Raw genomic sequence first — 25,758 nt, forward strand, 5'->3', positions numbered from 1 at the left:
CGCTCTGCCAAACAATAACAGGCATAGCCGTATGACGAACGGATCCGCTTCAGCGCTCGACAGCCGCTGTGGCGCTCCGCTTCAGGCAACAGGACATGTCATGCCCCGCATCGTATTCGTCGAACCTTCCGGGCCTGATTTCCTGGCCTTACGCCGCCACCTGAGGGCTGGCGGATTCAAGGAAACGCTGCACCTCAAACATGCGCAACAGGCCTTGCGACAACTCAAGGCCGGGGAATGCGACCTGCTGGTGGTGACGCTCGACCTGCCCGACATCCATGGGCTGGAACTGATCGTGATGCTTCGCCAGCGTGGCCAGTTGGACCCGGCGACGCCCGTCATGGTGTGTTCCCACCGCAATACCTCGTTGAGCATCCATCAGGCGGTGCGTGTGGGGATTTCCGGATTCATCCTGCTGGGCGATCGCTTGCCCTTGCTTGGCGGCGCCATCGAGACGCTTCTGGCAGGCGGTTCGGTGTTGCCGGAGCATCCTCCGCTGTGTGCCGAGGACGATCCACGGCTCGGAATCGCGCGCGAATTCTCCTCCCATCAGATCGCGGTGCTGCACGGGTTCAATCGCGGCCATTCGGCCTCATCGCTGGCAGAGATATTCGACTTGCCCGGCACGGCCATCGATCAGTGCAAAGGGCGACTGATGCGCAAGATGTCGGCATCCTCCCTCGATGAACTGCTGTGCATCTGCGAGAACATCGGCCTGTTGTAGAGACAGGCTTTAGCGTCATGCGGCGCGTCGCTGGAGTCTGGTGGCCGGAAAAAGGGGACGGTTAATTGTTTTCCTTCATCCGTGCAGGAATTCCCTGACAGCCAAAATTTCCCAAGATCGTAAGAATTGCCCTGAATCTGTTCGCTCATTTCTCCCAGTACTGCGGACAGCCCTTAGGTATTTGATTGAGCCGTGCGATGTCGTGGCTGGGGTAGCGCCTGCTTCCAGGGTCCCTCCCGGGCCATGCGCCGTCACGCTCCAGCGCGATGACGTGCGGCGCGCTCGATCATTCTTACGGTAGGACTTCCCATGAGTCTGAATACGGAACGGTCCGAAGAACACGACGGGCCTGAGCAGTCGACTGTGGTCCATCCGACCCAGCCGCATGAGCAGACCGCTGACACCGCTTCGGCCGTCATGCCCAGCGACGGTGATCTCGAAGGCCAGTCGGTGATCGACGCCTTCGCGTCCTTCGAGCGTGACCTGGCCGCCCTCGAGTCAACCTGCGCCTATCCAGCCGAGGCACCGCCATCGGTCAACGAATCGAGCGACGGGCTCGCGTTCGACCGGCGGGAGGCTCCTGAGCCGCACACCTCGCAATTTTCTACCGAGTCTGTCGCCGTCGAGCCGTCATCTGCCACGCCGCGACCCGCTCCAGCCTTTGCCAACCCTTCTGCAGCGCCATCCTTCATCGAGGAATTTTCCACCATGAACGTCCATAACCAACTCCAGCAGAACCACGCCGATAGCTCGCTGGTCGCCGATGCCGCTTCTCCGGCGGGAAGCGCGCCAGCCCTGGAGACCGATGGCGTGCTGCGTGACGTACAGTCCAGCCTCGACTCGCTGGCCGGCATGGCTCATGGCCTGTCCCAGCAGAAGCTGGAAATGATGCGGGTGCAGGAGGCGCTGGAAGAGCGCCGTGCGGCGGCGCTGGAACGCGAGCGGCAACTGACCGAGCGGGAAGAGCGCCTGGCCCAGCAGGAGCAGCGTCTGCAGGAAGAGAAACACAGCATCGAGCGCCACGCCGAACAGAACGCAACGATCCTGGCCGAGCGCAGCAGCGCTCTGCAGGCCCTGGCCGAAACCGTGGATGGCCGCGACCGCGCGACCGCCAAGCGTGCCGAGGTGTTGCAGAAGGAACAACAGAACGTGGAGCGTCAGATCGCGCAGTTGCGCGCACGTGCCCATGATCTGGACGAGCGCGAAGCCGGCCTGCAACGGCACAGTGCCGATCTGGCGGCGCGCTTCAAGCAACTGCTCGATGCCAAGGAGCGCTTCGGCGCCATCGTGAAGGGCTTCAACGAGACGGTGCGCTTCAATACCACCTTCAGCGCCATCAGCAAGACGGTCGGCGTGCCGGAAGAGGAGTGATCGACCCGGCGCCGCCCACGCGACGCCACGGGACCAACGCCCGGCCAGTGTGCCGGGCGTTTTTTCGTCAGCTCAGTTGCAGCCAGATCGGCGCGTGGTCCGATGGCTTTTCCATGCCGCGGATGTCGTAGTCCACGCCGGTATCGGCGATGCGTCCGCGCAGGGCTTCGGAGGCGAGGATCACGTCGATGCGCAGGCCGCGCTTGGGGGTGTCCTCAAAGCCGCGGCTGCGGTAGTCGAACCAGCTGAAGCGGTCGTCCACGCTGGGGTTCTGCAGACGGAAGCTGTCCACCAGGCCCCAGCCCTTGAGGCGGGCGAGCCACTCGCGCTCTTCCGGCAGGAAGCTGCACTTGCCGGTCTTCAGCCAGCGCTTGCGGTTTTCTTCGCCGATACCGATGTCACAGTCTTCCGGCGAGATGTTGATGTCGCCCATGACGATCAGTTGCTGGTCGGGCTGGAAGCGGGTTTCCAGCAGGTCCTGCAGGTCGGCGTAGAAGCGCTGCTTGGCGGGGAATTTCACCGGGTGGTCGCGGCTTTCCCCTTGGGGGAAGTAGCCGTTCATGATGGTGATCAGCTGGCCTTGCGCGTCTTTGAAGGTGCCCCAGATGAAGCGCCGCTGGGATTCCTCGCCGTCGTTGGGGAAGCCGCGTTGCAGTTCCAGCGGCTCCTGGCGGGAGAGCAGGGCGACGCCGTAGTGGCCTTTCTGTCCGTGGTAATGCACGTGATAACCGAGGGCTTCGATTTCCTCGCGGGGGAACTGCTCGTCGGCGACCTTGGTTTCCTGCAGGCCGATCACGTCCGGCTGGTGGCGTTCGATGACCGCCTGCAGCTGGTGGGGACGTGCGCGCAAGCCGTTGATATTGAAGGAGACGATTTTCATCCTGAGCGCCCTGGCAAAAGCACGATGCTAGCCCAGGCGACCGATCCTGGCGACCCCGGCAAGGCGCTGCTAGGGTTTTGTGGCTGGACTCATAAGCATAAGAAGAACTCACCCAAGAGGCGTCCGCATGCCCGATACCCTCGCCGAAGTCCGTCTGCTGGACGGCAACTACAGCTGTGAAGTGCGCTCGCTGCTGTACCACGCCTACCGCCACGAACCCACGTTCGCCTATCTGTTCGAATCCGACCGCGCCGGTTTTGACCAGCGTGTGCGGGCCACCGTGCGCGAACTGGTCAACCAGCACTTTCTCGAAGAGCTGCCGGCCATCGGCCTGCTGATCGAGGACCGCCTGGTGGGCGTGGCGCTGGTGGTGCCGCCGCAACGCCGACTGGATGTCACCGAAAGCTGGTTCTGGCGCATGCGCATGCTGCTCACCACCGGCCTGGGGTGCACCCGTCGCTACCTGGACTATCACGCTGCGGTGCTGGCCTGCCTGCCGCCGGGGCCGTATCACGTATTGCCGCTGATCGGCGTGCACCCGGAGTTCCAGGGCAAGCATCTCGGGGAGCAATTGCTCGACGCGCTGCACGCGTGGTGCGCCGAGGAGGGCGGCTCGCAGGGGTTGGTGCTGGACACCGGCAACGCCCGCTACCTGGAGTTCTATCGGCGGCATGGCTACGAGGAGCTGGGAGAGGTGGCCCTGGGGCCGATCCGCGAGCACGTGCTGTTTCATTCCACCCTGGGGCACGGGGCGGCGACGACGTCCTCGGGTTAGCCGGCGACTCGCATCGTCGGAAGTCTCCTACGCTCTAGAGGAAGGCATTGCGGGGAAAACCCGTGCTAGCATTCCGCGCCATGAGAGTTGTCCAAGGATTGCTTGGGCTGCTGCTGGTAATGGCCTTCTGCTTGCAGGGAGCCCTGGCGGCCGAAGCCCATCTCGACGTTCGTATCACCCCCGCCAACGCTGCGCTCAAGGCCAATATCGAGGCCTATGTGGGCAGCCTTGGCGAGCGTGATCAGGCGGCCCTGCAACGGTTTCGGCGCAATGCCCAGGAGCAGGCGCAGAAGGCCGCCCAGGCATTGGGCTACTACCAGGCGCGCATTCGCAGCCGGGTGACCGATGACACGGTGCCCACCCTGCGCCTGAACGTCCGCCCCGGCGAGCCGATCCACTTGCGCAACGTGACGGTGCGCATCGACGGGCCGGCGGCCCAGCTCAAGAGCTTCCGCGTACCCGGCGGTGATGCCCTCAAGCCCGGTGCGCAACTCAACCATGGCGCCTACGAGGATGCCAAGCGGCTGATCCAGAACCAGGCGTCGCGCTTTGGCTTCTTCCGCGGCCAGTTCACCCAGCAGCAACTGCGCATCGATCCCGAGGCCGGCGTGGCGGACATCGAACTGGTGTACGCCAGCGGGCCGCGCTACCGCCTGGGCAAGGTCGATTTCGCCGGCGATTTCCCCTTCGACGACGAACTGCTGCAACGCATGGTGCCGTTCAAGGAAGGCGCCGATTACGACTCCGAGCAGATCGCCGACCTCAACCAGGCCCTGCAGTCCAGCGGCTACTTCGATGGCGTGCGCGTAGACGCCGCGCCGGGCAATGCCGATGGCGAGGTGGTGCCGGTACACGTCCACCTGGACGCTCGCAAGCCGCGCACCATGGGCCTCGGCCTGGGCTTCTCGACGGACGTCGGGCCGCGTGCTCGCGCCACCTGGACCCGCCACTGGGTCAACCCGCAGGGCCACAGCCTGGGCTTCGAAGCGGAAGTGGCCGCGCCACGGCAGAACGTCGGCGCCTGGTACGAGATTCCGCTGGACCCACCCCTCACCGACAAGCTGCGTTTCACCAGCGGCTACCAGTACGAAGACCTGGTGGACACCGAGAGCAAGCTGCTGACGCTTGGCGGCGAATGGCACCACAAGCTCGACAGCGGCTGGCAGCGGGTCGTCTCGCTGAACTGGCAGCGCGAGGAATACAAGCTGGGCGACGATTCGGGCCTGAGCAGCTTCCTGATGCCGGGGATCGGCTACTCGATCCTCGAAGCCGACAACAAGGTCGACCCCGGCAAGGGCTACCGCCTGCAGTTCGACGTGAAGGGTGCCAAGGAAGGGCTGCTGGCCGATGCCGACGTCGCCCATATCAGCGCCATGGCCAAGGGCGTCACCAGCTTCGGCGGCGGGCAGCGCCTGCTCGGGCGCATCCAGGTCGGCGGCATCGCCACCAACGATTACAGCGCGATCCCGCCGTCGCTGCGCTTCTTCGCCGGTGGCGACCAGAGCGTGCGCGGCTACGACTACCAGACGCTGTCGCCGAAGAACTCCGACGGCGATCGCATCGGTGGCCGCTACATGGTCGCCGGCAGCGTCGAGTACCAGTACCCCATCGCCGAGCGCTGGCGCCTCGCGGCTTTCGTCGACCAGGGGAACTCGTTCAACTCCCTGGACTTCCCCTCGATCAAGACCGGCGTCGGCTTCGGCATCCGCTGGATTTCCCCGGTCGGGCCACTACGCCTGGACCTGGCCGACGGCCTCGACGAGGACGGCGGCATCCGCCTGCACTTCTCCATGGGGCCTGAGCTGTGAGCCGCGCCGGCTGGATGCGCGCGCTGCGCTGGAGCCTGGGCAGCCTGCTCGGGCTGATCCTGTTGCTGGTGCTCGCCCTGGCTGCCTTGCTCGGCACGGCGGCGGGCAGCCGCGCGCTGCTGGGCGGGGTGCCGGGCCTGAGCGTCGACGCCTTCGACGGCCGCCTTGCCGGTGGCTTCAGCGCCAAGCGCCTGGAATGGACCGACGGTGCCACCCACCTGGTCCTCGACCAGCCGCAGATCGACTGGTCGCCGGCCTGCCTGCTGCGCATGAGCCTGTGCCTGCACAGGGTCGTGGCCAACGAGGTGCTGCTGACCCTGCCGCCCAGCGAGCCGAGCGAGTCGTCCGGCCCCATCGAACTGCCCGATCTGAGCCTGCCGCTGACGCTGGAACTGGGTGACATCCGCATCGGCCGCTTCCTGCTCGATGGGCAGGAACAACTGCGCGACGCCGAGTTGGTGGCGCACTGGGACCACGAAGGCCTGCACATCGATTCGGTGAAGCTTGCCCGCGACGGCCTTAACCTGTCGCTCAAGGGCTTGCTGAAACCGACGCAGGGCTGGCCGCTGGAGGCCGAAGGCAGCCTGGGCCTGCCCGCGCCGGGTGAAAAGCCCTGGACTCTGCAACTGCAGGCCAAGGGCGAGTTGATGGGCCATCTGAAGCTGCAGGCGCAGAGCAGCGGTTACCTGAACGGCCAACTGGAGGGCGACCTGCAGCCGCTGGCGGACAACCTGCCGGCCAGCGCGCTTGTCACCGCCGATGGCTTCAAGGCCGACGCCTCGTTGCCCGACACCCTGACGCTGAACCAACTGCGCCTGAGTGCCAGCGGCAACCTCAAGGATGGCTACCAACTGGCCGGCGCCGCCGTGCTGCCTGCCGAGCAAAGCCCGGTGGCGCTGAGCCTGCGCGGTCGCGTGGACGCGCAGGGCGCAGACATCGCCGCGCTGGACCTGAGCGCCGCCAAAGACCAGCGCGTGGCCGTCACCGGGCGCCTCGACTGGAAGGACGCCTTCGCCGCCAACGCCCAGCTCGACTGGCTGGACTTCCCCTGGCGCCGCCTGTACCCGGCCATCGACGAGCCGCCGGTGAGCGTGCACACCTTCAAGGCCGAGGTGAGCTACAGCGACGGTGCCTACCTGGGCAACTTCGACGGTGCCTTCAGGGGCCCGGCCGGCGATTTCACCCTGGCCAGCCCGGTGTCGGGCAACCTCACTGAAGTCTTCCTGCCCTCGCTGAAGCTGGTGGCGGGGCAGGGCAAGGCGGAAGGGCACCTGAAGGTCGGCTTTGCCGACGCGGTGAGCTGGGATGCCGCCCTGGATCTGTCCGATTTCGACCCGGCCTACTGGCTGGCGGAGATGCCGGGTCGCCTGGGCGGCCCGCTGCGCAGCCAGGGTACGTTGAAGGGCGATGTCGTGAACCTCGACGCCAACCTGGACCTGCAGGGCCGCCTGCGCGGCCAGCCCGCCGTCTTCAAGGCGAATGCCCAGGCGCAGGGGCAGGCATGGAAGGTCGACGGCCTTACCCTGCAACTGGGCGACAACCGCGTCAGCGGCCAGGCCGCGCAGGACCAGCGGCTGTCCGGCCGCCTGGACATCGCCCTGAATCGCCTGGGCCAGCTCTGGCCGCAGCTGTTCGGCCAGGTCAGTGGCCGGCTCGATCTGGCGGGCACCCTGCAAGCGCCCCAGGGGCAACTCACGCTCGCCGGGCAGCGCGTCGCCTTCGCCGATCAGGGCCTGCGCACCCTGGACCTGACGGCGTCCCTGGATGCCGCCCAGCGTGGCCGGGTGAACCTGACGGCCCAGGGCCTGCACAGCGGCGATAGCGATTTCGGCGTGCTCAAGCTCGATGGCAGTGGTGACCTGCAACGTCAGCAACTCACCGTGAACCTGCAAGGCAAACCGGTGGCGCTCGACCTCGGCCTGGACGGCACCTGGAACGGCAAGGATTGGCGCGGACGCCTCGCCAAGGGCGGCATCCAGAGCGGCGGCCAGGACTGGCGCCTGCAACAGCCGGCGCGCCTGGAGCGACTGGCGGATGGACGGATCAACCTGGGCGCCCATTGCTGGGCCTCCGGCCCCGCCAGCCTGTGCATGGAGGACCAGCGCCTGCTGCCGGACCCGCGCCTGCGCCTGCACCTGCGCGAGTTCCCGCTGGACAGCCTGGCCCGCTGGATGCCCGAGGACTTCGCCTGGAAGGGCAAGCTCGATGGCGACGTGCAGCTCGACCTGCCCGCCAGCGGCCCCAATGGCTCCATCCTGGTCAACGCCAACAACGGCACCCTGCGCATCAAGGAGCAGGAGGAGTGGGTCGATTTCCCGTACCAGCGCCTGCAGCTGGAAAGCCGTCTGACCCCGCGCCGTGTCGATACCAGCTTGCAGTTCCAGGGCGACAAGCTCGGCAGCCTGCAAGCCCAGGTGCAACTCGACCCGCGGCCGAAGAACAAGCCGGTGAACGGCACCTTCAGCCTCAATGGCCTGGACATCTCCGTGGCACGGCCGTTTGCGCCCATGGTGGAAACCCTCAAAGGCCACCTCAATGGCAGCGGGCAGATCAGCGGCGGCCTGATGGCGCCGCGGGTGGAGGGCGAACTGCGCCTGAGCGACGGCGAGATTTCCGGCGGCGACCTGCCGACCCGCTTCGAGCAGTTGCAGGTGACGGCGCGTATCGCGGGCGAGCAGGTCGATCTCAGCGGCGACTGGAAGGCCGGCGAGCGCGGCAACGGCACCCTGTCCGGACGCATTGCCTGGGCCAGCGGGCTCGACGTCGACGTCAAGCTGCGCGGCAATCGCCTGCCCGTCACGGTGGAGCCCTACGCCAACCTCGAAGTCGAGCCGGACCTGAGCATCACCATGGCTGCCGAGCGCCTGGCGGTGGCCGGCACGGTGCAGGTGCCGCGTGGCGCCATCACCATCCGCCAGCTGCCGCCCTCCACGGTCAAGGTCTCCGACGACACGGTGATCGTCGGGGCGAAGCAGGAGCCCAAGAGCGCGTTGGCGCTGAACATGGACATCGACGTCAAGGTCGGTAGCGACAAGCTGACCTTCAGCGGATTCGGCCTGAATGCCGAACTGGCCGGCCAGGTGCACGTGGGCGACAACATGGACACCCGCGGCGAGCTGCGGCTGAACAACGGCCGCTACCGTGCCTACGGGCAGAAGCTGGAGATCCGCCGCGCGCGTCTGCTGTTCGCCGGGCCCATCGACCAGCCGTTCCTGGATATCGAGGCGATTCGCAAGGTGGATGACGTGGTGGCGGGCCTGCGCCTGACCGGCAATGCCGAGCAGCCTCGCAGCGAGGTGTTCTCCGAGCCGGCCATGAGCCAGCAACAGGCGCTGTCCTACCTGGTGCTGGGCCGGCCGATGTCCACCGGCGAGGACAGCAACATGCTCGGCGAGGCGGCGCTGGCGCTCGGCCTGGCCGGCAGTGCGCCGCTGACCGGCGAGGTCGCCCAGCGCCTGGGTATCCAGGACTTCCAGCTGGATACCGAAGGTACCGGCAACAGCACCAGCGTGGTCGCCAGCGGCAAGCTCTCCGAGCGCCTCAGCCTGCGTTATGGGGTGGGCGTGTTCGAGCCGGCCAATACCATCGCGCTGCGCTACCTGCTGAGCAAGAAGGTCTACCTGGAGGCCGCGAGCGGCCTGGCCAGTTCGCTGGACATCTTCTACAAGCGCGACTTCTGAGGCTTTCGCAGGAGCGAGCCTGCTCGCGAACCGCATGACCTGCCTTGCGCGTGGACAGCCACGGCGCTGTTCGCGAGCAAGCTCGCTCCTACAATCGTGTCTCGACGCAGGGCGAGCAATCCTGAGCGGGTTATCTGCCCTGCGACCCCTGCAAGACTGGCGTGCCCTGGCATGTCACCCACCTTCATGGCCCCTTAAGGTACCCGGCACAGACTCCCCCCGCCGCCGGACGCTGTGCGCACAAGGGGAGTCATCATGCGCCTGGATCTCATCAGGACCCACCTGCTCGAATTCATCAACAAGGGCTTCCCGGCCCGTCAGTTGCGCCGGCTGGCCGCGCGCGACCTGCTGCGTGGTTCCGCCGCCGGGCGCCAGGCGCCCAATGCGCTGACGACCGCCTTGCTGGAGTGGTCGGCGCTGGAGTCGGCCACGGTGCTGGAGCGTCTGGAGAGCCGGCGCGAAGGCCTGAGCGAGAGCGAGGCGGGCGAGCGTCGCCAGCGCGAGGGGCTCAACGAAGTGGACCAGGATCGCCCCATCGGCGCCTGGATGCACCTGTGGTACTGCTACTGCAACCCTTTCAACCTGCTGCTCAGCGTGCTGGCCGGCATCTCCTGGTTCACCGAGGACGTCGAGGCCGCGGTGGTGATCGGCAGCATGGTGGGCATCTCCACGCTGCTGCGCTTCATCCAGGAAAAACGCTCCAACCGCGCCGCCGAGAAGCTCAAGGCGATGGTCAGCAACACCGCCACGGTGTTCCGCAGCGCCGAGGCCGACGGCACCGCGCTGCGTCTGGAAGTCCCGATCCGTCAACTGGTGCCCGGCGATGTGCTGTGGCTGTCGGCCGGCGACATGGTGCCGGCGGATGTGCGCCTGCTCAGCGCCAAGGACCTGTTCGTCGGCCAGGCCGCGCTGACCGGCGAATCCCTGCCGGTGGAGAAGTTCGCCCAGTTGCGCGACGCCCGCCAGGGCAATCCGCTGGAGCGCGACAGCCTGTGTTTCATGGGCACCACGGTGGTCAGCGGCTCCGCCCTGGCGGTGGTGATCGGCACCGGCACGCGCACCTATTTCGGTTCCCTGGCCGAACGGGTGATTGCCAGCGACCCTACGCCCACGGCCTTCCAGGCCGGGGTGAATCGGGTGAGCTGGCTGCTGATCCGCTTCATGCTGGTGATGGCGCCGGTGGTCCTGCTGCTCAATGGCTTCACCAAGGGCGACTGGCTGGAGGCCGCGCTGTTCGCGCTGTCCATCGCCGTCGGCCTGACCCCGGAGATGCTCCCGATGATCGTCACCTCGACCCTGGCCAAGGGCGCGGTGGTGCTCAGCCGGCGCAAGGTGATCGTCAAACGCCTGGACGCCATCCAGAACTTCGGCGCCATGGACATCCTCTGCACCGACAAGACCGGCACCCTGACCCAGGACCGCATCGTCCTCGAACGCCACACCGACGCCTTTGGCCAGGTGCAGGACCGCGTGCTGCAGCTGGCCTTCCTCAACAGCCACTACCAGACGGGGTTGAAGAACCTGCTGGACGTCGCCGTGCTGGAGCACGTCGAACTGCGCCACGCACTGAAGGTGGACAGCCGCTTCCGCAAGCTCGACGAGATTCCCTTCGACTTCGCCCGCCGGCGCATGTCGGTGGTGGTCAGCGAGCGCGAGGATAATCACCTGCTGATCTGCAAGGGCGCGCTGGAGGAGGTGCTCGCGGTCTGCGCCACCGTGGAGACCGCCGAGGGCATCGAGCCGCTCACCGGTGCCCGCCTGGAGAGCATCCGCGCGGTCGCCGACGGGCTCAACCAGGAAGGCTTGCGGGTGGTGGCCGTGGCCACGCGCGAGCTGCCGCCCACCCGTGACACCTACGGCGTAGCCGACGAAAGCGGCCTGTGCCTGGCCGGCTACATCGCCTTCCTCGACCCGCCCAAGGAAACCACCGCGCCGGCCCTGCGCGCGCTGGCGGACAACGGCGTGGCGGTGAAGGTGCTCACCGGCGACAACGACCGGGTGAGCCTGAAGGTCTGCCGCGACGTGGGCCTGGTGGTGGACGGCGTGCTGCTCGGCCCGCAGCTCGACGAGCTGGACGATGCCGCGCTGGGGGAACTGGCCGAACGCACTACGCTGTTCGCCAAGCTCACCCCCAGCCACAAGGAGCGCCTGGTGCGCGTGCTGCGCGAGCGCGGCCATGTGGTCGGCTTCCTCGGCGACGGCATCAACGACGCGCCGGCGCTGCGCACCGCGGACATCGGCATCTCGGTGGACTCGGCGGTGGACATCGCCAAGGAAGCGGCCGACCTGATCCTCCTGGAAAAGAGCCTGATGGTCCTGGAGGAGGGCGTGGTCGAGGGGCGCCGCACCTTCGCCAACATGCTCAAGTACATCCGCATGACCGCCAGCTCCAACTTCGGCAACGTGTTCAGCGTGCTGGTGGCCAGCGCCTTCATCCCGTTCCTGCCGATGCTGCCGCTGCAACTGCTGGTGCAGAACCTGCTCTACGACCTGTCGCAAATCGCCATTCCCTTCGACCACGTCGACGACGAGCTGCTGCGCAAGCCGCAACAATGGAACCCGGACGGGCTGGGGCGGTTCATGGTGTTCTTCGGGCCGATCAGCTCGATCTTCGACATCGCCACCTTCCTCGTGCTGTGGCATGTGTTCGACGCCAACTCGCCGGAACACCAGACGCTGTTCCAGTCCGGCTGGTTCGTCGAAGGCTTGATCTCGCAGCTGCTGGTGGTGCACATGATCCGCACCCGGCGCATTCCCTTCCTGCAGAGCCGCGCTGCCTGGCCGCTGCTGGGCATGACCCTGGCGATCATCGCGGTGGCGATCTTCCTGCCCATGGGGCCGCTGGCGCATTCGTTCCGCCTGCAGGCTCTGCCGCTGGGCTACTGGCCATGGCTGCTGGCGATCCTGCTGGGTTACATGGCGCTGACGCAGGCGGTGAAGGGCTGGTTCGCCCGCCGCTATGGCTGGCAGTAGACGACGCGGAACCAACGTGCGAACCCGATCACCGCTGGTCACGCGGGCGTCGGGTTCACTACACTCACGGCATCCGTCTTCTCCTGTCGTGAGTCGTGATCTTGCCGTTGCAAGCCCTTCGCCTGCCGTTGTTCCCGCGTGCCCGCCTCAAGCGCCTGGTCATCCTGGGGCTGGCACTGGCCAGCGTGCCGTTGGCCGCCTGCGAGAAGACCCTGCGCTGGGATGACGATCCGCCCTTCAGCATGCAGTTGCCCGACGGCAGCGTCGGCGGTCTCTACGTCGATTTGAGTCGCACCGTGCTCGAGCGCCTGGGCTGCCAGGTGCGCCTGGTCAAGCTGCCCTGGGCGCGGGCGCTCAAGGAGCTGGAGCTGGGCCGTCTCGACGTGCTGCCCGGCGCCTTCCGCAAGCCCGAGCGCGAGGTCTATGCCTGGTTCTCCGGCGCCGTCTTGCCGCCCTCGCGCAACATCCTCTTCGTCCGCCACGGATTGCCCGAGCGGGACAGCCTGCGGCAGCTCTCCGACCTGCCGGGCCGCGACTTCCGCCTGGGCGCGCAGATCGACGTGTCCTACGGTGAACCCTATCGCCAGCTGATGGCCGACCCCGACTATGCCGCGCGGGTGTTCTTCAACCCCAGCCGGACCAACCTCTGGCACATGGTCGACAAGGGCCGCGTCGACGGCATCATCGCCGACGAGCACAGCGGCCGGTACGAGTTGCAGCAGTTGGGCCTGGCCAAGCGCATCGAGCCCACCGGCGTGGTGGTCTCGGCGGAGTCGGCGGAAGTCGCCTTCAGCAAGCGCACCCAGGACGAGGACTTCGTCCGCCGCTACGCGCAGACGCTGAAGACGCTGGTGGACGCGGGCGAGGACCGGCGCATCCTGCAGCACTACGTGAGCAACTGAATCAGGGCGTGTGCCAGAGGTTGGTGCGGCGCGCCTTGGCTTCATGTTCCTCGAACTGGTACTGGCCGACTTCCTCCGGCGTCTGCGCGTCGCTCTGCCGCCAGCTCGCCAGGCCGATGCTCAGCTGTGCCCGGCCGATATCAAGGGTATGACCGCAGTTCGGGCACTCCGCCGGCGTGACCCACACCGCTCCGCGCACGCTGCCGTCAGGCAGCGGCTCGGCGTGCTTGAGGGTGGCGCTCTTGCCCAGCGCGAGCTGCACCAGGGCCGCGCGGGAGCGCTGGCCGAAGGGGTGTTCCAGTGCCGGGGCGCTGACGCCGCGCAGGTGAATGGTGACGTCGCGGCCGTCGGCGCGCTGGCAGGTCAGCTGGTCGCCGCTGAAGACGGCGGTCACCTGGCATTCCTCATCCGCTTGGGCGGCGAGGGGAAGGACGAAGAGCACGAGCAGTGCGGCACGAACGAATGGCATGGAACCTCCGGTGGACCCTGTCAGCATAACCGCTGCGGCTGTCCACCGGCGTTCCGATCTGCAGCTTTTACTGGATCAGCGACATCACCTGCTCGCTGTAGCGCCCGCCGGCAGCCGCGCCGCTGGGGAAGATCGCGTCCAGCTCCAGCAGCTCCGCCGGGGTCAGCACGAGGTCCACGGCGGCGACGTTCTCTTCCAGGTACTTGCGCTGCTTGGTGCCGGGGATCGGCACCAGGTGCTCGCCCTGGGCCAGCACCCAGGCCAGGGCCAGTTGCGACGGCTTCACGCCGCGGGCGGCTGCCAGTTCGGCGACCTTTTCGACCAGGCGCAGGTTCTTCGCGAAGTTGTCGCCGGTGAAGCGCGGGCTGGAGCGACGGTAGTCGTCCTCGGCGAAATCATCCGGGCTCTTCAGCGCACCGGTGAGGAAGCCGCGGCCCAGAGGGCTGTAGGGGACGAAGCCGACACCCAGGCGCGCGCACGCGGCCAGTACGCCGTTCTCTTCCGGGTCGCGGGTCCACAGCGAGTATTCGCTTTGCAGCGCGGTGATCGGGTGGACCTTGTGCGCGCGCTCCAGTGTCTGCGCCGAGGCTTCGCTGAGGCCGAGGTAGCGCACCTTGCCGGCCTGCACCAGCTCGGCCATGGCGCCGACGGTGTCCTCGATGGGCACGTCGGGGTCGACTCGGTGCTGGTAGTACAGGTCGATGTGGTCGGTGCCCAGGCGTTTCAGGCTGCCTTCCACGGCCTGGCGGACGTATTCCGGACGCCCGTTGGCGCCACGCGCCTGGGGTTGCTCGGGAGTGCGCACGATGCCGAACTTGGTGGCGAGGAAGACCTGCTCGCGCTTGCCCTTCAGGGCGCGGCCGAGCAGTTCCTCGTTGGTGTGCGGGCCATAGATATCGGCGGTGTCGAGCAGCGTCACGCCCAGCTCCAGTGCACGGTGCAGGGTGGCGATGGATTCTGCCTCATCGCTGCCGGTGGTGTAGAAGTCGGACATGCCCATGCAGCCGAGGCCGATGGCGGAGACGACAGGGCCTTGCTGGCCGAGGCGACGAGTCTTCATAGCGAATGCTCCGAGGGGGAAAAGAGGGGGCAGGACCATTCTTGTTGTTTGTTCAGCATGGATAAACTGGCTGTTTGCGGTTTAACTATTCAGCCTGGATGAATAATCGGAGTGCGCCATGGACCGCTTGCAGGCCATGCAGGTCTACACCCGCATCGTGGAACTCAAGGCCTTCGGCAAGGCGGCGGACAGCCTGCAATTGCCCCGCGCCAGCGTGACCCAACTGATCCAGCAACTGGAGACGCACCTGGGTGTCCAGTTGCTGCGTCGCACCACGCGGCAGGTCAGCGTCACCGCCGACGGCCAGGCCTACTACGAGCGCTGCGTGCGCCTGCTGGAGGACCTGGAGGACGCGGAAAACTGCTTCTCCGACTCGCCCGACAACCCGCGCGGCAAGCTGCGGGTGGACCTGCCCAGCTCGTTGGGGCGGCTGGTGGTGATCCCGGCGCTGCCGGCGTTCTGCCGGCGCTACCCGCAGATCGAGCTGGAGCTGAGCCTGAACGACCGCCAGGTGGACCTGGTGCGCGAGGGCGTGGACTGCGTGCTGCGCGCCGGCGAGCTGCCGGACTCCAGCCTGGTCGGCCGGCGCATCGCCGAGCTGGAGCAACTGACCTGCGTGAGTCGCGCCTACGTCGAAGCGTTCGGCCTGCCCGAGCACCCGGATCGGCTCGAAGGGCACCTGGCGGTGAACTACCAGTCGGCCTCCAGCGGGCGAATCTTCGACCTGGAGTTCCGCTTCGACGGCCACCTGCGCACCCAGCGGCTGCCCAGCCGGGTCACGGTGAATCATGCCGACGCCTACATTGCCGCCTGTCGCGCGGGCTTCGGCCTGATCCAGGCGCCGCGCTATCACCTGAACGAGGGGCTGGCCAGCGGCGAACTGGTGGAAGTGCTGCGCGCCTGGCAGCCGCCGCCACTGCCGGTCAGCGTCCTGTACCCGGTGCGCCGACAGATGTCGCGGCGCCTGCGGGTGTTCTCCGACTGGCTCGGGGATCTGTTCGAGGCTGGCATCGATTGAGCTCGCGCTCGTCGGAAAGCTGCGGGATCTGCCTGCCGGGGTCAATGCGCTGGCTATGCTCAAGCCCGCCGTAGAGCGCTGCGCAGTCGCTGCAGTTGCGGCGTTTCTTTTCAACCATTCCCTGAAGGAAACGACCCAAATGAGCATCGTCAAAGCAAAAGATGGCACCGAGATCTTCTACAAGGATTGGGGCAGCGGGCAGCCGGTGGTGTTCTCCCACGGCTGGCCGTTGAACGCCGATGCCTGGGACGCGCAGATGCTGTTCCTGGTGCAGAAGGGCTACCGGGTTATCGCCCATGACCGCCGCGGCCATGGTCGTTCGGGCCAGCCGGCCAAGGGCAATGACATGGACACCTACGCCGACGACCTGGCGGCGGTGATCGACGCGCTGGATCTGAAGGGCGCCACGCTGGTAGGCCACTCCACTGGCGGTGGCGAGGTGGCGCACTACATTGGCCGCCATGGCACCAAGCGGCTTTCCGGCGCCGTGCTGATCGGTGCGGTGCCGCCGCTGATGCTCAAGACCGCGGCCAACCCCGGCGGCCTGCCGATCGACGTGTTCGATGGCATCCGCAAGGGGGTGAAGGAAGACCGCTCGCAGTTCTTCAAGGACCTGGCGCTGCCGTTCTACGGCTACAACCGGCCGGGTGTGAAGGCGTCCCAGGGGGTGATCGACAACTTCTGGCTGCAGGGCATGATGGGCGGGCACCTGGGCCTGTACCTGTGCATCCGCGAGTTCTCCGAGGTGGACTACACCGAGGACCTGAAGAAGATCGACGTGCCGGCGCTGATCCTCCATGGCGACGACGACCAGATCGTGCCCATCGGTGCTGCCGGCCAGCGCTCGGTGGAGCTGGTGCAGAAGGGCGAGCTGAAGGTCTACAAGGGCGGTTCGCACGGCATGTGCACCACCATGGCCGACCAGGTGAACGAGGACCTGCTGGGGTTCCTCAACCGCTGAAGCCGTTCGCGAGCAAGCTCGCTCCTGCAGGTGCCTGGGCGCTCTTCCTGTAGGGGCGAGCTTGCTCGTGAACTCTCTCTTCAATGGACGTGCTGGAGCACGTTCACCAGCGTCCCCAACGGATCACACACGAAGAAGCGCCGCACGCCCCAGGGCTCGAGGGTCAGCGCATAGGGAATTTCGTGGCCGGCCGCGAGGGCGCGCTCGTGTACCTCGTCGAGATTGTCCACTTCGATGGACAGGTCCGGCACCGGCGCTCCCGAGCCGCCTTCGCTGGCCAGGCTTATCTGTGCGGGCGCACTGTCGGCGCTGGCGAGGGTGATCAGCCAGCCGTGGTCCATCGCCACCTCCAGATCGAACAGCTCGCGGTAGAAACGCGCGACGTCGGCGGGCTTGCCGGTAGCTAGGTTGGCGACGATGCGGCGGACGGTCATGGCTGAACTCCTTGGCTGGAGTCCGCCAGCATAGACGCTCAGTGCGCCGGGCGTGCCGGCGGCATCCGCCGGCGGTGGATGCGGTAGAACTGGTAAAGCACGCCGATCACCAGTACCAGCAGCGCGACCATCACCGCCATCTGCACCGGTGGCGAGTCCGGCCCGTGGCCGATGGGGTTCGACGGCGGCAGGCGCGACAGGGATTCGTTGAGCGTGGGAATCATCATCAGGAAGAAGCTGAAGCTCATCGCCGCGGTCTCCAGGTATTCCCGCAGGCCACCCAGGGTGCCGATGCGCTGTGCGTAGCTGCCGACCGCGAGGGCCAGCAGGCAGAGGATGCCGATGGCGTGCCCGGCATTGAAGCCGCCGGTGCTGGACAGGCCGAAGGCCGTCAGTACGCCGAGGATCATCCCGACGATGTACCAGCGCCCGGCGGGGCTGCGCGGGTCGATGCGACCCGCCTGGTAGAACGCCCACAACCCGGCGACCAGCGGCACCAGGCTGATGGCGGTATGCACGATACCCAGGGTGGAAAGCGGATTGGCCATGACCAGCACCTCGCGAGCGGACACTCGTCCGTGGACGCTTTTCGTGAACAGGGGCGCCACGCATCCACGAGCTGTGCCGGAGCACGGAGGGGCGGGTGTGTTGTCAGGGTAGACGCAACCCGCCGGGTAGAAGGGCTGTGTCCGGCTCAGCCGACGAACGTCACAGGCGCTTGTTGAGCCAGCGCGCGAGGCGGTCGCCGCCGAACTGGATCAGCGTCACCAGGGCTACCAGCAGGATGATCACCGTGAGCATCACCTGGGTGTCGAAGCGCTGGTAGCCGTAGCGGTAGGCCAGGTCGCCCAGGCCGCCGGCACCGATGGCGCCGGCCATGGCCGAGGAGTTGATCATGGTCACCAGGGTGATGGTGAAGCCGGCGACGATGCCCGGCCGCGCTTCGGGCAGCAGCACGTTCCAGATGATGTGCCGCGGCTGGCAGCCCATGGCCTGCGCCGCTTCGATCAACCCGTGGTCGACCTCGCGCAGGCTGACTTCGGCGATGCGCGCGAAGAACGGCGTGGCGGCGATGGTCAGCGGCACCACCGCCGCCCAGACGCCGTAGCTGGTGCCGACGATCAGCCGGGTGAAGGGGATCAGCGCCACCATCAGGATCAGGAACGGGATCGAGCGCAGCACGTTGACCACGCTGCCCAGGCTCTGGTTGACCAGGCGCGCCTGGAAGATCCCGCCGGGGCCGGTGGTGACCAGCACCAAGGCCAGCGGGATGCCCACCAGGAAGACGATGGCCGAGGACGCGCCGATCATCAGCAGGGTGTCGAGCAGGCCTTGCAGCAGGCGATCAGGCATGGGTGAGCACCTCCAGGCGGTCGGCGACATCGCGGGCGCGTTCGAGCAGTTGCGGGGCGCTGGCGGCGGGCGCGGCGACGCTCAGCAGCAGGCGGCCCAGGGCGCGGCCCTGGATGCGCTCGATGCCGCCGTGCAGCAGGCTGACGCGGCTGCCCAGGGCCTGGGCGATGGCCAGCAGGTCCGGCTCCTGCTCGCGTACACCGGTGTAGTGCAGGTCGAGGATGACTTCGTCGGCCGAAGGATGCTCCAGGCGCGCCAGCAGGTCCGGCGGCAGGTGCTGTTGCAGCGAGCCGAGGAGGGTGCGGCTGACCTCGTGCTGCGGGTTGCCGAAGACTTCCCAGACATCGCCCTGCTCGACGATTCGCCCGCGCTCGAGCACCACCACGCGGTCGCAGATTTCACGGATCACCGCCATCTCGTGGGTGATCAGCACGATGGTCAGTCCCAGGCGGCGGTTGATGTCGCGCAGCAGCGCGAGGATGGCCTGGGTGCTCTCCGGGTCCAGCGCCGAGGTGGCTTCGTCGCAGAGCAGGATTTCCGGCTGGTGCACCAGGGCGCGGGCGATGCCGACGCGCTGCTTCTGCCCGCCGGAGAGTTGCGCCGGGTAGGCATGGCGCTTCTCGGTCAGGCCGACCAGTTCGAGGAGCTCATCCACCCGCTCGGCGATGCGCGCCTTGGGCACGCCGGCCACGCGCAGGGGCAGGGCGATGTTCTGCGCGACCGTCTTGGCCGACATCAGGTTGAAGTGCTGGAAGATCATGCCGACGCGGCGGCGCAGGCCGACCAGTTGCTGGGCGTCGAAGGCGCCGATGTCTTCGCCGTCGATCAGCACCTGGCCGACGCTGGGTTGTTCCAGGCGGTTGAGGGTGCGGATCAGCGAGCTCTTGCCGGCGCCGCTGCGGCCGATGATGCCGAACACTTCGCCACGGCGGACGGAGAGTTCGATGTCGCTCAGTGCCTCCACCGGGCCGTGGTGGCCGGCGTAGGTCTTGCCCAGCCCGCGCAGGGCGATGTGCTGGGTGGCGAGTTCGAGATTGCGATTGAAGCTGACCATGGTGGGGGCCTGTTCTGAGTTTGGGAGCGAGAGCTGGCGTAGGAGCGGACTTCGTCCGCGATGGCATCCGGCGCGAGGCGAACCTATCGCGGACGGAGTCCGCTCCTACGTAAACGCTTGCCCATTCATTGCCAGGAACGTAGGGCGCATAACCTGGAACAGGTTATCCGCCAGCTGCTGCGCGGCGGATAACGCTGGCGCGTTATGCGCCCTACGACCGTAGCTACGGTGATGGCGCGTGCTCTTCGTAGGAGCGAGCTTGCTCGCGAACGGCCCCCGCAGCGCGGATTGGTTCGCGAGCAAGCTCGCTCCTGCAGGGTCAGTTCCAGCCCGGCTGGTAGAGCGAGCCGTGGGCCTTGTCCAGCGCGGCGCGGACCTGCGGCGAATGCTGGTAGAGATCGACGAATTTCTTCAGCCGGCCGTCCGGGTCCTTGAAGTCGTCACGGGTCACGAACTGGATGACGTACTCCTTGTTCTCGATGCCGTCGAACAGCAGCGCGCTGTTCGGGTCGATGGTCCCGGCCAGGCGGATGTAGTGCGGGTAGCCCTGGGCCAGGTCGACTTCGTCCAGCGCGCGCACCAGCTGGACCGCTTCCAGCTCGATGATCTGGATGTGCTTGGGGTTGGCCACGATGTCGTCCAGGGTCGCCTTGTAGCCCACGCCGTCCTTGAGCTTGAGCAGCCCGGCCTTCTGCAGCAGCTGCAGGCCGCGGCCGCCATTGATCGGGTCATTGGCGATGGCGACCTTGGCGCCGTCGGGCAGGTCGGCGATGGCCTTGTACTTGGTCGAGTACAGGCCGACGTTGTTGATGATCCCCGGCGCGAAGGCCTTCAGGTGCAGGCCGCCCTCGCGGTTGGCGTTCTCCAGGAAGGGCGTGTGCTGGAAGTAGTTGGCGTCGATGTCGCCGTGGTCGAGGGTGATGTTCGGCGCGTTCCAGTCGGTGAACTCCACCAGTTCGACCTTCAGGCCCTGCTGGGCGGCTTCCTTCACCGCCACTTCCAGCGGTGGGGCGAAGGCGGCGGTGGTACCCAGGCGCAGGGTGTCGGCCGCCTGGGCGAGGCCGGCGGCGAGGAGGCTCAGGGAGAGGCCGAGGGTAAGCTTGAAGCGTGCATGCATGGCAACGAATCCTTATGGGTTTAAACGGAGAAGGCTGGAGTCGCTCCAGTGGCGGTTGCCTGGCGGAAGCTCGCGCCGACGTGCCGTGCGGGCAGTCGGGCGCGGCCGGCGCCGAAGAGTTTTTCCCGCAGGGTGCCGTCGGCGTAGGCCGTCTTGTAGGCACCGCGGTTCTGCAGTTCCGGTACCACGAGGTCGATGAAGTCGGCGTAGCTTTCCGGCTCCACGGTGCGGGTGAGGTTGAAGCCGTCGAGGCCCGCCTCGTTGATCCAGCCCAGCAGCTCATCGGCCACCTGCACGGGGTCGCCCACCAGCGTGGTGTAGCGGCCGCCGAGGGTGAACTGCTCCAGCAGCTGGCGCACGGTGGCGTCGGTGCGAGCGACGGTCAGTGCCTTGGTGGCGGACTCGATGGCGTTGGTCTTCTCATAGCGGATCGGCTCGTCCAGCGCGTAGCGCGAGAAGTCGATGCCGGTGGTGCTGGCGAAGTGCGCAAGGCCTGCCTCGGCGCTGGCGAAGCGGCGGTATTCGGCGAGCTTGTCGCGGGCCTCGGCGTCGGTCGGCGCGACGATGACGTTGATGCCCATGAACACCTTGATGTCGTCCGCGCGGCGACCGGCATCCACGGCTGCCTGGCGGATGCGGTCCACCAGCACGCGGGTGGCTTCGCGGGTCTGCGCCGAGACGAACACGCACTCGGCGTGGCGTGCGGCGAAGGCCAGCCCGCGATTGGACGCGCCGGCCTGGAACAGCAACGGCGTGCGTTGCGGCGATGGCTGGCTGAGGTGGTAGCCCTCGACATCGAAGAACTCGCCGTGGTGGCGGACCTTGTGCACCTTGCCCGGCTGGGCGTAGACGCGGCGCTGGCGGTCGACGACCACGGCGTCGTCTTCCCAACTGCCTTCCCAGAGTTTGTAGAGCACCTCCAGGTATTCGTCGGCGCGGTCGTAGCGGCGGTCGTGGTCGATCTGCCGCTCCTGGCCCATGGCGCGGGCGGTGCTTTCCAGGTAACCGGTGACGATGTTCCAGCCGACCCGGCCATCGCTCAGGTGGTCCAGCGTCGACAGCCGGCGGGCGAACGGGTAGGGCGCCTCGTAGGTGAGGTTGGCGGTCACGCCGAAGCCCAGGTGCTGCGTGGCGCCGGCCATGGCCGAGACCAGCATCAGCGGGTCGTTAACCGGCAGCTGGATGGCTTCCTTCGCGGTCAGCTCGATGCCGTTCTGGTAGACGTCGTAGACGCCGAGGATGTCGGCGAGGAACAGGCCGTCGAACAGGCCCTTTTCCAGCAGGCGGGCGAGGTCGGTCCAGTGGCGCAGCGTGTTGAAGTCACTGGAGCGGTCGCGCGGGTGGGTCCACAGGCCGTGGTTGATGTGGCCGACGCAGTTCATGCTGAAGGCGTTGAGGAGGATCTGCTTCTGGGTCATGGGAAGTCCTTGCGAGGGCGGCCTGATGACTGCAGTGCGGCACCTGCAGGGCGAATGACCCGGAACGGGTTGTTTACCGCCATGGCGGATAACGCCGTGGGCGTCGTGCTCCCTGCGATGCCGATTCTGAGGACGACTGGAGCGAGCGTTTTCCCCTCACCCCAGCCCTCTCCCGGAGGGAGAGGGGGCAGGCCGTGCCGGCTGATGCTGTGGTTTCTCCCTGCACCGAACGGTCCCCTCTCCCTTTGGGAGAGGGTTAGGGTGAGGGATTCTTGTGGGCGCAAGGCGCGGGGCATCAGATCGTCCCCCGGCGCGGCGGCAGTTGGTCGTTGAGGTAGTAGTTGCCCACCGCGAAGTACTTCCAGCGCGCCGGGTCGTGCAGGGTGTGCACGCGGGCGTTGCGCCAGTGGCGGTCCAGGCCCAGCTCGGCGAGGCTGGCGCGGCTGCCGCCCAGTTCGATCAGCTTGGAGCCCGCCAGCAGCGAGACTTCGGTGGTGATCGCCCGCGCCTCGGCCACGGCGATGGAGGCGGCGGCGACGCTCTCGGCGGTCGGCTCGGCGGTGGCTGCATCGAGCACGCGACCCGAGCGATCCAGCAGCGCTTCGGCGGCGTGCAGGCGGATCGCCAGGCGACCGATTTCATTGATCGCCAGCGGGTCGTCGCTGGCCTTGTCCACGCCCGAATCGATCCACGGCCGCGCCTTCTCGCGCAGGAACACCAGCGCATCCTCATAGGCGCCACGGGCGATGCCGGCATCGATGGCGGCGTGCAGGATCTGCGCGAAGGGACCGACGGTGGTCGGGCGCTCGAACGCGCTCTGGAACGGCACGATGTCGTCCTCGCTCACGGGCGCGCCATCGAATACCACGCTGCCGCTGCCGGTGGTGCGCTGGCCGAAGCCGGACCAGTCGTCGATCACTTCCACGCCCTGGGTGTCGCGGGCGATGAAGGCGAACTGATGAATGCCCTCGTCATCGATCACCAGGGTGGGAATGCGCTGCGCGTAGAGTGCGCCAGTGCAGTAGAACTTGCGGCCATGAATGCGCAGCTCGCCGTCTTCGCGCGTGAGGCGCGTGGTGCGGTCGTGGGCGGTGCGCGTGCCGATTTCCGCCAGCGCATTGCCGAAGCGCACGCCGGCCAGCACCTCGGCGAACAGGCGGGCCTGCTGCTCTTCGCTGCCATTCACCCGCAGTAGTTCGACGGCGTAGAAATGGTTCTGCGGAATCTGCCCCAGCGAGCCATCCGCGGCGGAGATGATCGCGATCACGCGGGCCACCGTGACGCGGGAAACCCCGGCGCCGCCGTACTCGCGGGGCACGGTGATGCCCCACAGGCCGGAGCGGCTGAAGCGTTCCAGTTCGTCCCAGGGCAGGCGACGTTCACGGTCGCGGGCGATGGCGCCTTCACGGAAGTCGGCGGCCAGGGCGCGGGCGACGTCCAGGGCTTCGTCGTCGCTGCGGATGATGTGGATGGGGCTGCTCTGCTGCAGGGGAGATTGTACGATGCTGTTCATCGGCGCTCCTCAGATCCAGGAATGACGCGCCGGGCGGGCGCCGTTGAGGTGATAGGCGCCAACCGCCTGGACCTTCCAGCGCACCGGGTCGTGCAGGGTGTGCACGCGGGCGTTGCGCCAGTGGCGGTCGAGGTTGAATTCGGCGAGGGTGGCGCGGCTGCCAGCCAGCTCGAAGAGCTTCTCGCTGGCGGCCAGGCTGATCTCGGTGGTCAGCACCTTGGCCTCGGCCACGGCGATGGATGCGCGGGCGGCGGACTCGTCGTCGATGGGCCGCGCGCTGACCTCGTCGAGCACATGGCCGGCGCGCTCCAGCAGCGCCTCGGCGGCGTGCAGTTCGACCTGCAGGCGGCCGATTTCGGCGATGGTGAAATGTTCTTCGCTGGCGTGCTCGACGTTCGCGTCGATGAAGGGGCGGGTGCGCGTGCGGATGAAGTCGATGGCGTCTTCCAGGGCGTTCGCCGCGATGCCGGCATCGATGGCGGCCTGGATCAGTTGCGAGACGGCGCCCTGGACGTTCGGCACATCGGCGAGCCGGCCGTTGTGGATCACCAGGGAACCGGAAACCGGGGCGTTGTCCAGCAGCACCGTGCCGCTGGCGGTGGTGCGCTGGCCGAAGCCGGACCAGTCGTCGACGATGCGCAGGCCTTCTACGCCGCGCTCGACGAAGCCCATGACGGCGCGGCCTTCCTCGTTGATGGCCTTCACCGCGACCCAGTGGGCGAACAGCGCACCGGTGGAATAGAACTTCTCGCCGCTGACGCGGAAGTTCTCGCCGTCGCGCACCAGTCGCGCCTTGAGTTCGAGGGTGTTGCGGGTGTTGCGTTCGGGGCCGGCATTGCCGATGCGCCGACCGTTCAGCACGCCGCCGAACAGCACGCGCTTCTGCGCGTCGCTGGCGACGTTGTCTATCACGTTGAGCAGGCCGAACTGGTTCTGCGGGATCTGCCCCAGCGCCGGGTCGGCGGCGCAGATCACGCGAAAGACTTCGGCCACGGTGGCGTAGGACACCTGCGCGCCGCCGTAGGCGCGGGGAATGCTGATGCCGCCCAGGCCGAGGGCGGTGAAATGCTCCAGCTCGCGCCAGGGCAGGGCGCGCTCGCGGTCGCGCGCGGCGGCGCCGGGTTTCGCCAGGCGGGCCACTTCGTGGGCGGCGTCGATGGCCTGGGCGTCGTTGTCGATGCGGCGCGCCGGGAGTAGCCGGGGCGCCTGGTCACGAAGGTCCTTGGGTGCGGATTCGTAGGTCATGCGGTTTCCTGTGGTTGTGGAGCAGGGAACTCCCTCTCCCTAACCCTCTCCCTGAAGGGAGAGGGGACTGTCCGTGTGCGTTGAAACAGATGCATCAGCCGGCGGGCTTTTGGCTCCCTCTCCCTTCAGGGAGAGGGCGGGGGGAGAGGGTGCTTCGCCCCCGCGCCCGATCTCGCATCAGAACGCCGGCGCGATCTCGCCCTTGTAGCGGGTCAGGATGAACTGGCGGACTTCCGGCGAATTCAGCGCCTTGGCCAGCTTCTGGATGCCCGGGTCCTGGATGTTGTCCGGGCGGGCGACGAGGAACTCGGCGTAGAGGTCCTTGCCTTTCTCCACGATCAGCGCGCTCTTGATGTCGATCCCGGCTTCCAGCGCGTAGTTGGCGAAGACGAACGCCAGGTCCACCTGCTTCACCGCGCGCGCCAGCAGGGCGCCTTCCAGTTCACGGATCTTCAGGTGCTTGGGGTTATCGGTGATGTCGCGCTCGGTGGACTGCGGGTTGGTCGGGTCCTTGAGCTTGATCAGGCCGTTCTCGGCCAGCAGCACCAGCGCGCGGCCGGTGTTCACCGGGTCGTTGGGGATGGCCACGCTGGCGCCGTCGGGCAGCTCGGCGAGGGACTTGTACTTGGTGGAGTAGGCGCCGAAGGGCTCGATGTGGATGCCCACCACCGGTACCAGGTCGGTGTGGCGGGTCTTGTTGAAGTCATCGAGGAAGGGGCGGTACTGGTAGTAGTTGGCGTCGAGGTTCTTCTGCGCGAGCTGCAGGTTGGGCTGGATGAAGTCGGTGAAGACCTTGATGTCCAGGTCGACGCCTTCCTTGGCCAGTTCCGGTTTGACGAACTCGAGGATCTCGGCGTGGGGCACCGGGGTGGCGCCGACCACGAGTTTTTCCCCCGCGTGGGCGGAGAAGGCGACGACGGCTGCCAGGATGGCGATGGCCTTTTTCATGGGTGTTGCTCCTTGAACAGTAGTGGGTGGGCCGTCGTGGGGTGGACGTGGGGCC

The 25,758-nt window shown here is 67.2% G+C and carries 21 protein-coding genes; 9 read left to right on the top strand and 12 right to left on the bottom strand.

Features of this window, described 5'->3' with window-relative positions:
- Positions 1-100 precede the first annotated feature (100 nt).
- Together ACNFIA_RS15065 and ACNFIA_RS15070 are read left to right on the top strand one after the other, a co-directional pair.
- Positions 101-724 (top strand): response regulator, encoded by a 624-nt coding sequence (locus tag ACNFIA_RS15065; RefSeq protein WP_416786150.1) that lies wholly within the window; start codon positions 101-103, stop codon positions 722-724.
- Between the two features lie 309 nt (positions 725-1,033).
- The gene (locus ACNFIA_RS15070; protein WP_416786153.1) at positions 1,034-2,095 is read left to right on the top strand and encodes a hypothetical protein; all 1,062 of its coding nucleotides are present in this window, start codon (positions 1,034-1,036) and stop codon (positions 2,093-2,095) included.
- A gap of 67 nt (positions 2,096-2,162) precedes the next feature.
- Here ACNFIA_RS15070 and xthA read toward each other — a convergent pair whose 3' ends face one another.
- Positions 2,163-2,975, bottom strand: a complete 813-nt coding sequence (xthA, locus tag ACNFIA_RS15075) for an exodeoxyribonuclease III (RefSeq protein WP_416786155.1) — start codon at positions 2,973-2,975, stop codon at positions 2,163-2,165.
- A gap of 127 nt (positions 2,976-3,102) precedes the next feature.
- On the opposite strand from xthA, the gene ACNFIA_RS15080 reads away from it, so the two are divergent.
- The 5 genes from ACNFIA_RS15080 (at position 3,103) to ACNFIA_RS15100 (ending at position 13,113) form a co-directional block, all read left to right on the top strand.
- Positions 3,103-3,750, top strand: a complete 648-nt coding sequence (locus ACNFIA_RS15080; RefSeq protein ID WP_416786158.1) for a GNAT family N-acetyltransferase — start codon at positions 3,103-3,105, stop codon at positions 3,748-3,750.
- Between the two features lie 80 nt (positions 3,751-3,830).
- A complete protein-coding gene (locus tag ACNFIA_RS15085) occupies positions 3,831-5,558 on the top strand; it encodes an autotransporter assembly complex protein TamA (protein ID WP_416786161.1) in 1,728 nt (575 codons plus the stop codon).
- A 14-nt stretch (positions 5,559-5,572) separates the two neighbouring features.
- The gene (locus ACNFIA_RS15090) at positions 5,573-9,238 is read left to right on the top strand and encodes a translocation/assembly module TamB domain-containing protein (protein WP_416786706.1); all 3,666 of its coding nucleotides are present in this window, start codon (positions 5,573-5,575) and stop codon (positions 9,236-9,238) included.
- 255 nt (positions 9,239-9,493) lie between these two features.
- Positions 9,494-12,211: a magnesium-translocating P-type ATPase gene (gene mgtA / locus ACNFIA_RS15095; protein ID WP_416786163.1), complete on the top strand. Its 2,718-nt coding sequence runs from the start codon at positions 9,494-9,496 to the stop codon at positions 12,209-12,211.
- A 95-nt stretch (positions 12,212-12,306) separates the two neighbouring features.
- A complete protein-coding gene (locus ACNFIA_RS15100; RefSeq protein WP_416786166.1) occupies positions 12,307-13,113 on the top strand; it encodes a substrate-binding periplasmic protein in 807 nt (268 codons plus the stop codon).
- A gap of 1 nt (position 13,114) precedes the next feature.
- On the opposite strand, the gene ACNFIA_RS15105 is transcribed toward ACNFIA_RS15100, so the two are convergent.
- Both ACNFIA_RS15105 and ACNFIA_RS15110 read right to left on the bottom strand, forming a co-directional pair.
- The gene (locus ACNFIA_RS15105) at positions 13,115-13,582 is read right to left on the bottom strand and encodes a thermonuclease family protein (RefSeq protein WP_416786169.1); all 468 of its coding nucleotides are present in this window, start codon (positions 13,580-13,582) and stop codon (positions 13,115-13,117) included.
- Positions 13,583-13,649: 67 nt separating this feature from the next.
- The gene (locus ACNFIA_RS15110; RefSeq protein WP_416786173.1) at positions 13,650-14,642 is read right to left on the bottom strand and encodes an aldo/keto reductase; all 993 of its coding nucleotides are present in this window, start codon (positions 14,640-14,642) and stop codon (positions 13,650-13,652) included.
- A gap of 118 nt (positions 14,643-14,760) precedes the next feature.
- Between ACNFIA_RS15110 and ACNFIA_RS15115 the strand changes: the two genes are divergently transcribed.
- Together ACNFIA_RS15115 and ACNFIA_RS15120 are read left to right on the top strand one after the other, a co-directional pair.
- Positions 14,761-15,660, top strand: coding sequence for a LysR substrate-binding domain-containing protein (locus tag ACNFIA_RS15115; protein WP_416786176.1), 900 nt, complete (start codon positions 14,761-14,763; stop codon positions 15,658-15,660).
- Positions 15,661-15,799: 139 nt separating this feature from the next.
- Positions 15,800-16,621, top strand: coding sequence for an alpha/beta fold hydrolase (locus ACNFIA_RS15120; protein WP_259754369.1), 822 nt, complete (start codon positions 15,800-15,802; stop codon positions 16,619-16,621).
- 80 nt (positions 16,622-16,701) lie between these two features.
- Here the strand turns inward: ACNFIA_RS15120 and ACNFIA_RS15125 are convergent, their stop codons facing one another.
- The 9 genes from ACNFIA_RS15125 to ACNFIA_RS15165 all read right to left on the bottom strand — a co-directional run bounded on the left by ACNFIA_RS15125 (position 16,702) and on the right by ACNFIA_RS15165 (position 25,703).
- Entirely contained in the window at positions 16,702-17,055 is a 354-nt protein-coding gene (locus tag ACNFIA_RS15125) for a VOC family protein (RefSeq protein WP_416786179.1), read from the bottom strand.
- Positions 17,056-17,093: 38 nt separating this feature from the next.
- Positions 17,094-17,603, bottom strand: coding sequence for a hypothetical protein (locus ACNFIA_RS15130; protein ID WP_416786182.1), 510 nt, complete (start codon positions 17,601-17,603; stop codon positions 17,094-17,096).
- A 160-nt stretch (positions 17,604-17,763) separates the two neighbouring features.
- Complete coding sequence (locus ACNFIA_RS15135) at positions 17,764-18,438, bottom strand: methionine ABC transporter permease (RefSeq protein ID WP_259754373.1); 675 nt, start codon at positions 18,436-18,438, stop codon at positions 17,764-17,766.
- A complete protein-coding gene (locus ACNFIA_RS15140; protein WP_259754375.1) occupies positions 18,401-19,462 on the bottom strand; it encodes a methionine ABC transporter ATP-binding protein in 1,062 nt (353 codons plus the stop codon). The genes ACNFIA_RS15135 and ACNFIA_RS15140 overlap by 38 nt, the downstream gene beginning before the upstream one ends.
- Positions 19,463-19,781: 319 nt before the next feature.
- Positions 19,782-20,579 carry a MetQ/NlpA family ABC transporter substrate-binding protein gene (locus ACNFIA_RS15145; RefSeq protein ID WP_416786186.1) on the bottom strand — a complete coding sequence of 266 codons (798 nt, stop codon included), beginning with the start codon at positions 20,577-20,579 and terminating at the stop codon, positions 19,782-19,784.
- A gap of 20 nt (positions 20,580-20,599) precedes the next feature.
- Positions 20,600-21,997, bottom strand: coding sequence for an LLM class flavin-dependent oxidoreductase (locus ACNFIA_RS15150; protein ID WP_416786189.1), 1,398 nt, complete (start codon positions 21,995-21,997; stop codon positions 20,600-20,602).
- A 295-nt stretch (positions 21,998-22,292) separates the two neighbouring features.
- On the bottom strand, positions 22,293-23,510 hold the full coding sequence (locus tag ACNFIA_RS15155) for an SfnB family sulfur acquisition oxidoreductase (protein ID WP_416786192.1): 1,218 nt from the start codon (positions 23,508-23,510) through the stop codon (positions 22,293-22,295).
- Positions 23,511-23,519: 9 nt separating this feature from the next.
- Positions 23,520-24,755, bottom strand: a complete 1,236-nt coding sequence (locus tag ACNFIA_RS15160) for an SfnB family sulfur acquisition oxidoreductase (RefSeq protein ID WP_416786195.1) — start codon at positions 24,753-24,755, stop codon at positions 23,520-23,522.
- Between the two features lie 177 nt (positions 24,756-24,932).
- Positions 24,933-25,703 carry a MetQ/NlpA family ABC transporter substrate-binding protein gene (locus ACNFIA_RS15165; protein ID WP_243804850.1) on the bottom strand — a complete coding sequence of 257 codons (771 nt, stop codon included), beginning with the start codon at positions 25,701-25,703 and terminating at the stop codon, positions 24,933-24,935.
- Between the last annotated feature and the right edge of the window lie 55 nt (positions 25,704-25,758).

Source organism: Pseudomonas sp. NY15437 (assembly GCF_048068435.1).
GTDB lineage: Bacteria > Pseudomonadota > Gammaproteobacteria > Pseudomonadales > Pseudomonadaceae > Pseudomonas > Pseudomonas nitroreducens_B.

What these genes read in the sequence shown, in the direction of transcription:
- ACNFIA_RS15065 (WP_416786150.1), top strand. Translation starts at nt 101, where the DNA reads ATGCCCCGCATCGTATTCGTCGAACCTTCCGGGCCTGATTTCCTGGCC.
- ACNFIA_RS15070 (WP_416786153.1), top strand. Translation starts at nt 1,034, where the DNA reads ATGAGTCTGAATACGGAACGGTCCGAAGAACACGACGGGCCTGAGCAG.
- xthA (WP_416786155.1), bottom strand. Translation starts at nt 2,975, where the DNA reads ATGAAAATCGTCTCCTTCAATATCAACGGCTTGCGCGCACGTCCCCAC.
- ACNFIA_RS15080 (WP_416786158.1), top strand. Translation starts at nt 3,103, where the DNA reads ATGCCCGATACCCTCGCCGAAGTCCGTCTGCTGGACGGCAACTACAGC.
- ACNFIA_RS15085 (WP_416786161.1), top strand. Translation starts at nt 3,831, where the DNA reads ATGAGAGTTGTCCAAGGATTGCTTGGGCTGCTGCTGGTAATGGCCTTC.
- ACNFIA_RS15090 (WP_416786706.1), top strand. Translation starts at nt 5,573, where the DNA reads ATGCGCGCGCTGCGCTGGAGCCTGGGCAGCCTGCTCGGGCTGATCCTG.
- mgtA (WP_416786163.1), top strand. Translation starts at nt 9,494, where the DNA reads ATGCGCCTGGATCTCATCAGGACCCACCTGCTCGAATTCATCAACAAG.
- ACNFIA_RS15105 (WP_416786169.1), bottom strand. Translation starts at nt 13,582, where the DNA reads ATGCCATTCGTTCGTGCCGCACTGCTCGTGCTCTTCGTCCTTCCCCTC.
- ACNFIA_RS15110 (WP_416786173.1), bottom strand. Translation starts at nt 14,642, where the DNA reads ATGAAGACTCGTCGCCTCGGCCAGCAAGGCCCTGTCGTCTCCGCCATC.
- ACNFIA_RS15115 (WP_416786176.1), top strand. Translation starts at nt 14,761, where the DNA reads ATGGACCGCTTGCAGGCCATGCAGGTCTACACCCGCATCGTGGAACTC.
- ACNFIA_RS15120 (WP_259754369.1), top strand. Translation starts at nt 15,800, where the DNA reads ATGAGCATCGTCAAAGCAAAAGATGGCACCGAGATCTTCTACAAGGAT.
- ACNFIA_RS15125 (WP_416786179.1), bottom strand. Translation starts at nt 17,055, where the DNA reads ATGACCGTCCGCCGCATCGTCGCCAACCTAGCTACCGGCAAGCCCGCC.
- ACNFIA_RS15130 (WP_416786182.1), bottom strand. Translation starts at nt 17,603, where the DNA reads ATGGCCAATCCGCTTTCCACCCTGGGTATCGTGCATACCGCCATCAGC.
- ACNFIA_RS15135 (WP_259754373.1), bottom strand. Translation starts at nt 18,438, where the DNA reads ATGTCGCCGACCGCCTGGAGGTGCTCACCCATGCCTGATCGCCTGCTG.
- ACNFIA_RS15140 (WP_259754375.1), bottom strand. Translation starts at nt 19,462, where the DNA reads ATGGTCAGCTTCAATCGCAATCTCGAACTCGCCACCCAGCACATCGCC.
- ACNFIA_RS15145 (WP_416786186.1), bottom strand. Translation starts at nt 20,579, where the DNA reads ATGCATGCACGCTTCAAGCTTACCCTCGGCCTCTCCCTGAGCCTCCTC.
- ACNFIA_RS15150 (WP_416786189.1), bottom strand. Translation starts at nt 21,997, where the DNA reads ATGACCCAGAAGCAGATCCTCCTCAACGCCTTCAGCATGAACTGCGTC.
- ACNFIA_RS15155 (WP_416786192.1), bottom strand. Translation starts at nt 23,510, where the DNA reads ATGAACAGCATCGTACAATCTCCCCTGCAGCAGAGCAGCCCCATCCAC.
- ACNFIA_RS15160 (WP_416786195.1), bottom strand. Translation starts at nt 24,755, where the DNA reads ATGACCTACGAATCCGCACCCAAGGACCTTCGTGACCAGGCGCCCCGG.
- ACNFIA_RS15165 (WP_243804850.1), bottom strand. Translation starts at nt 25,703, where the DNA reads ATGAAAAAGGCCATCGCCATCCTGGCAGCCGTCGTCGCCTTCTCCGCC.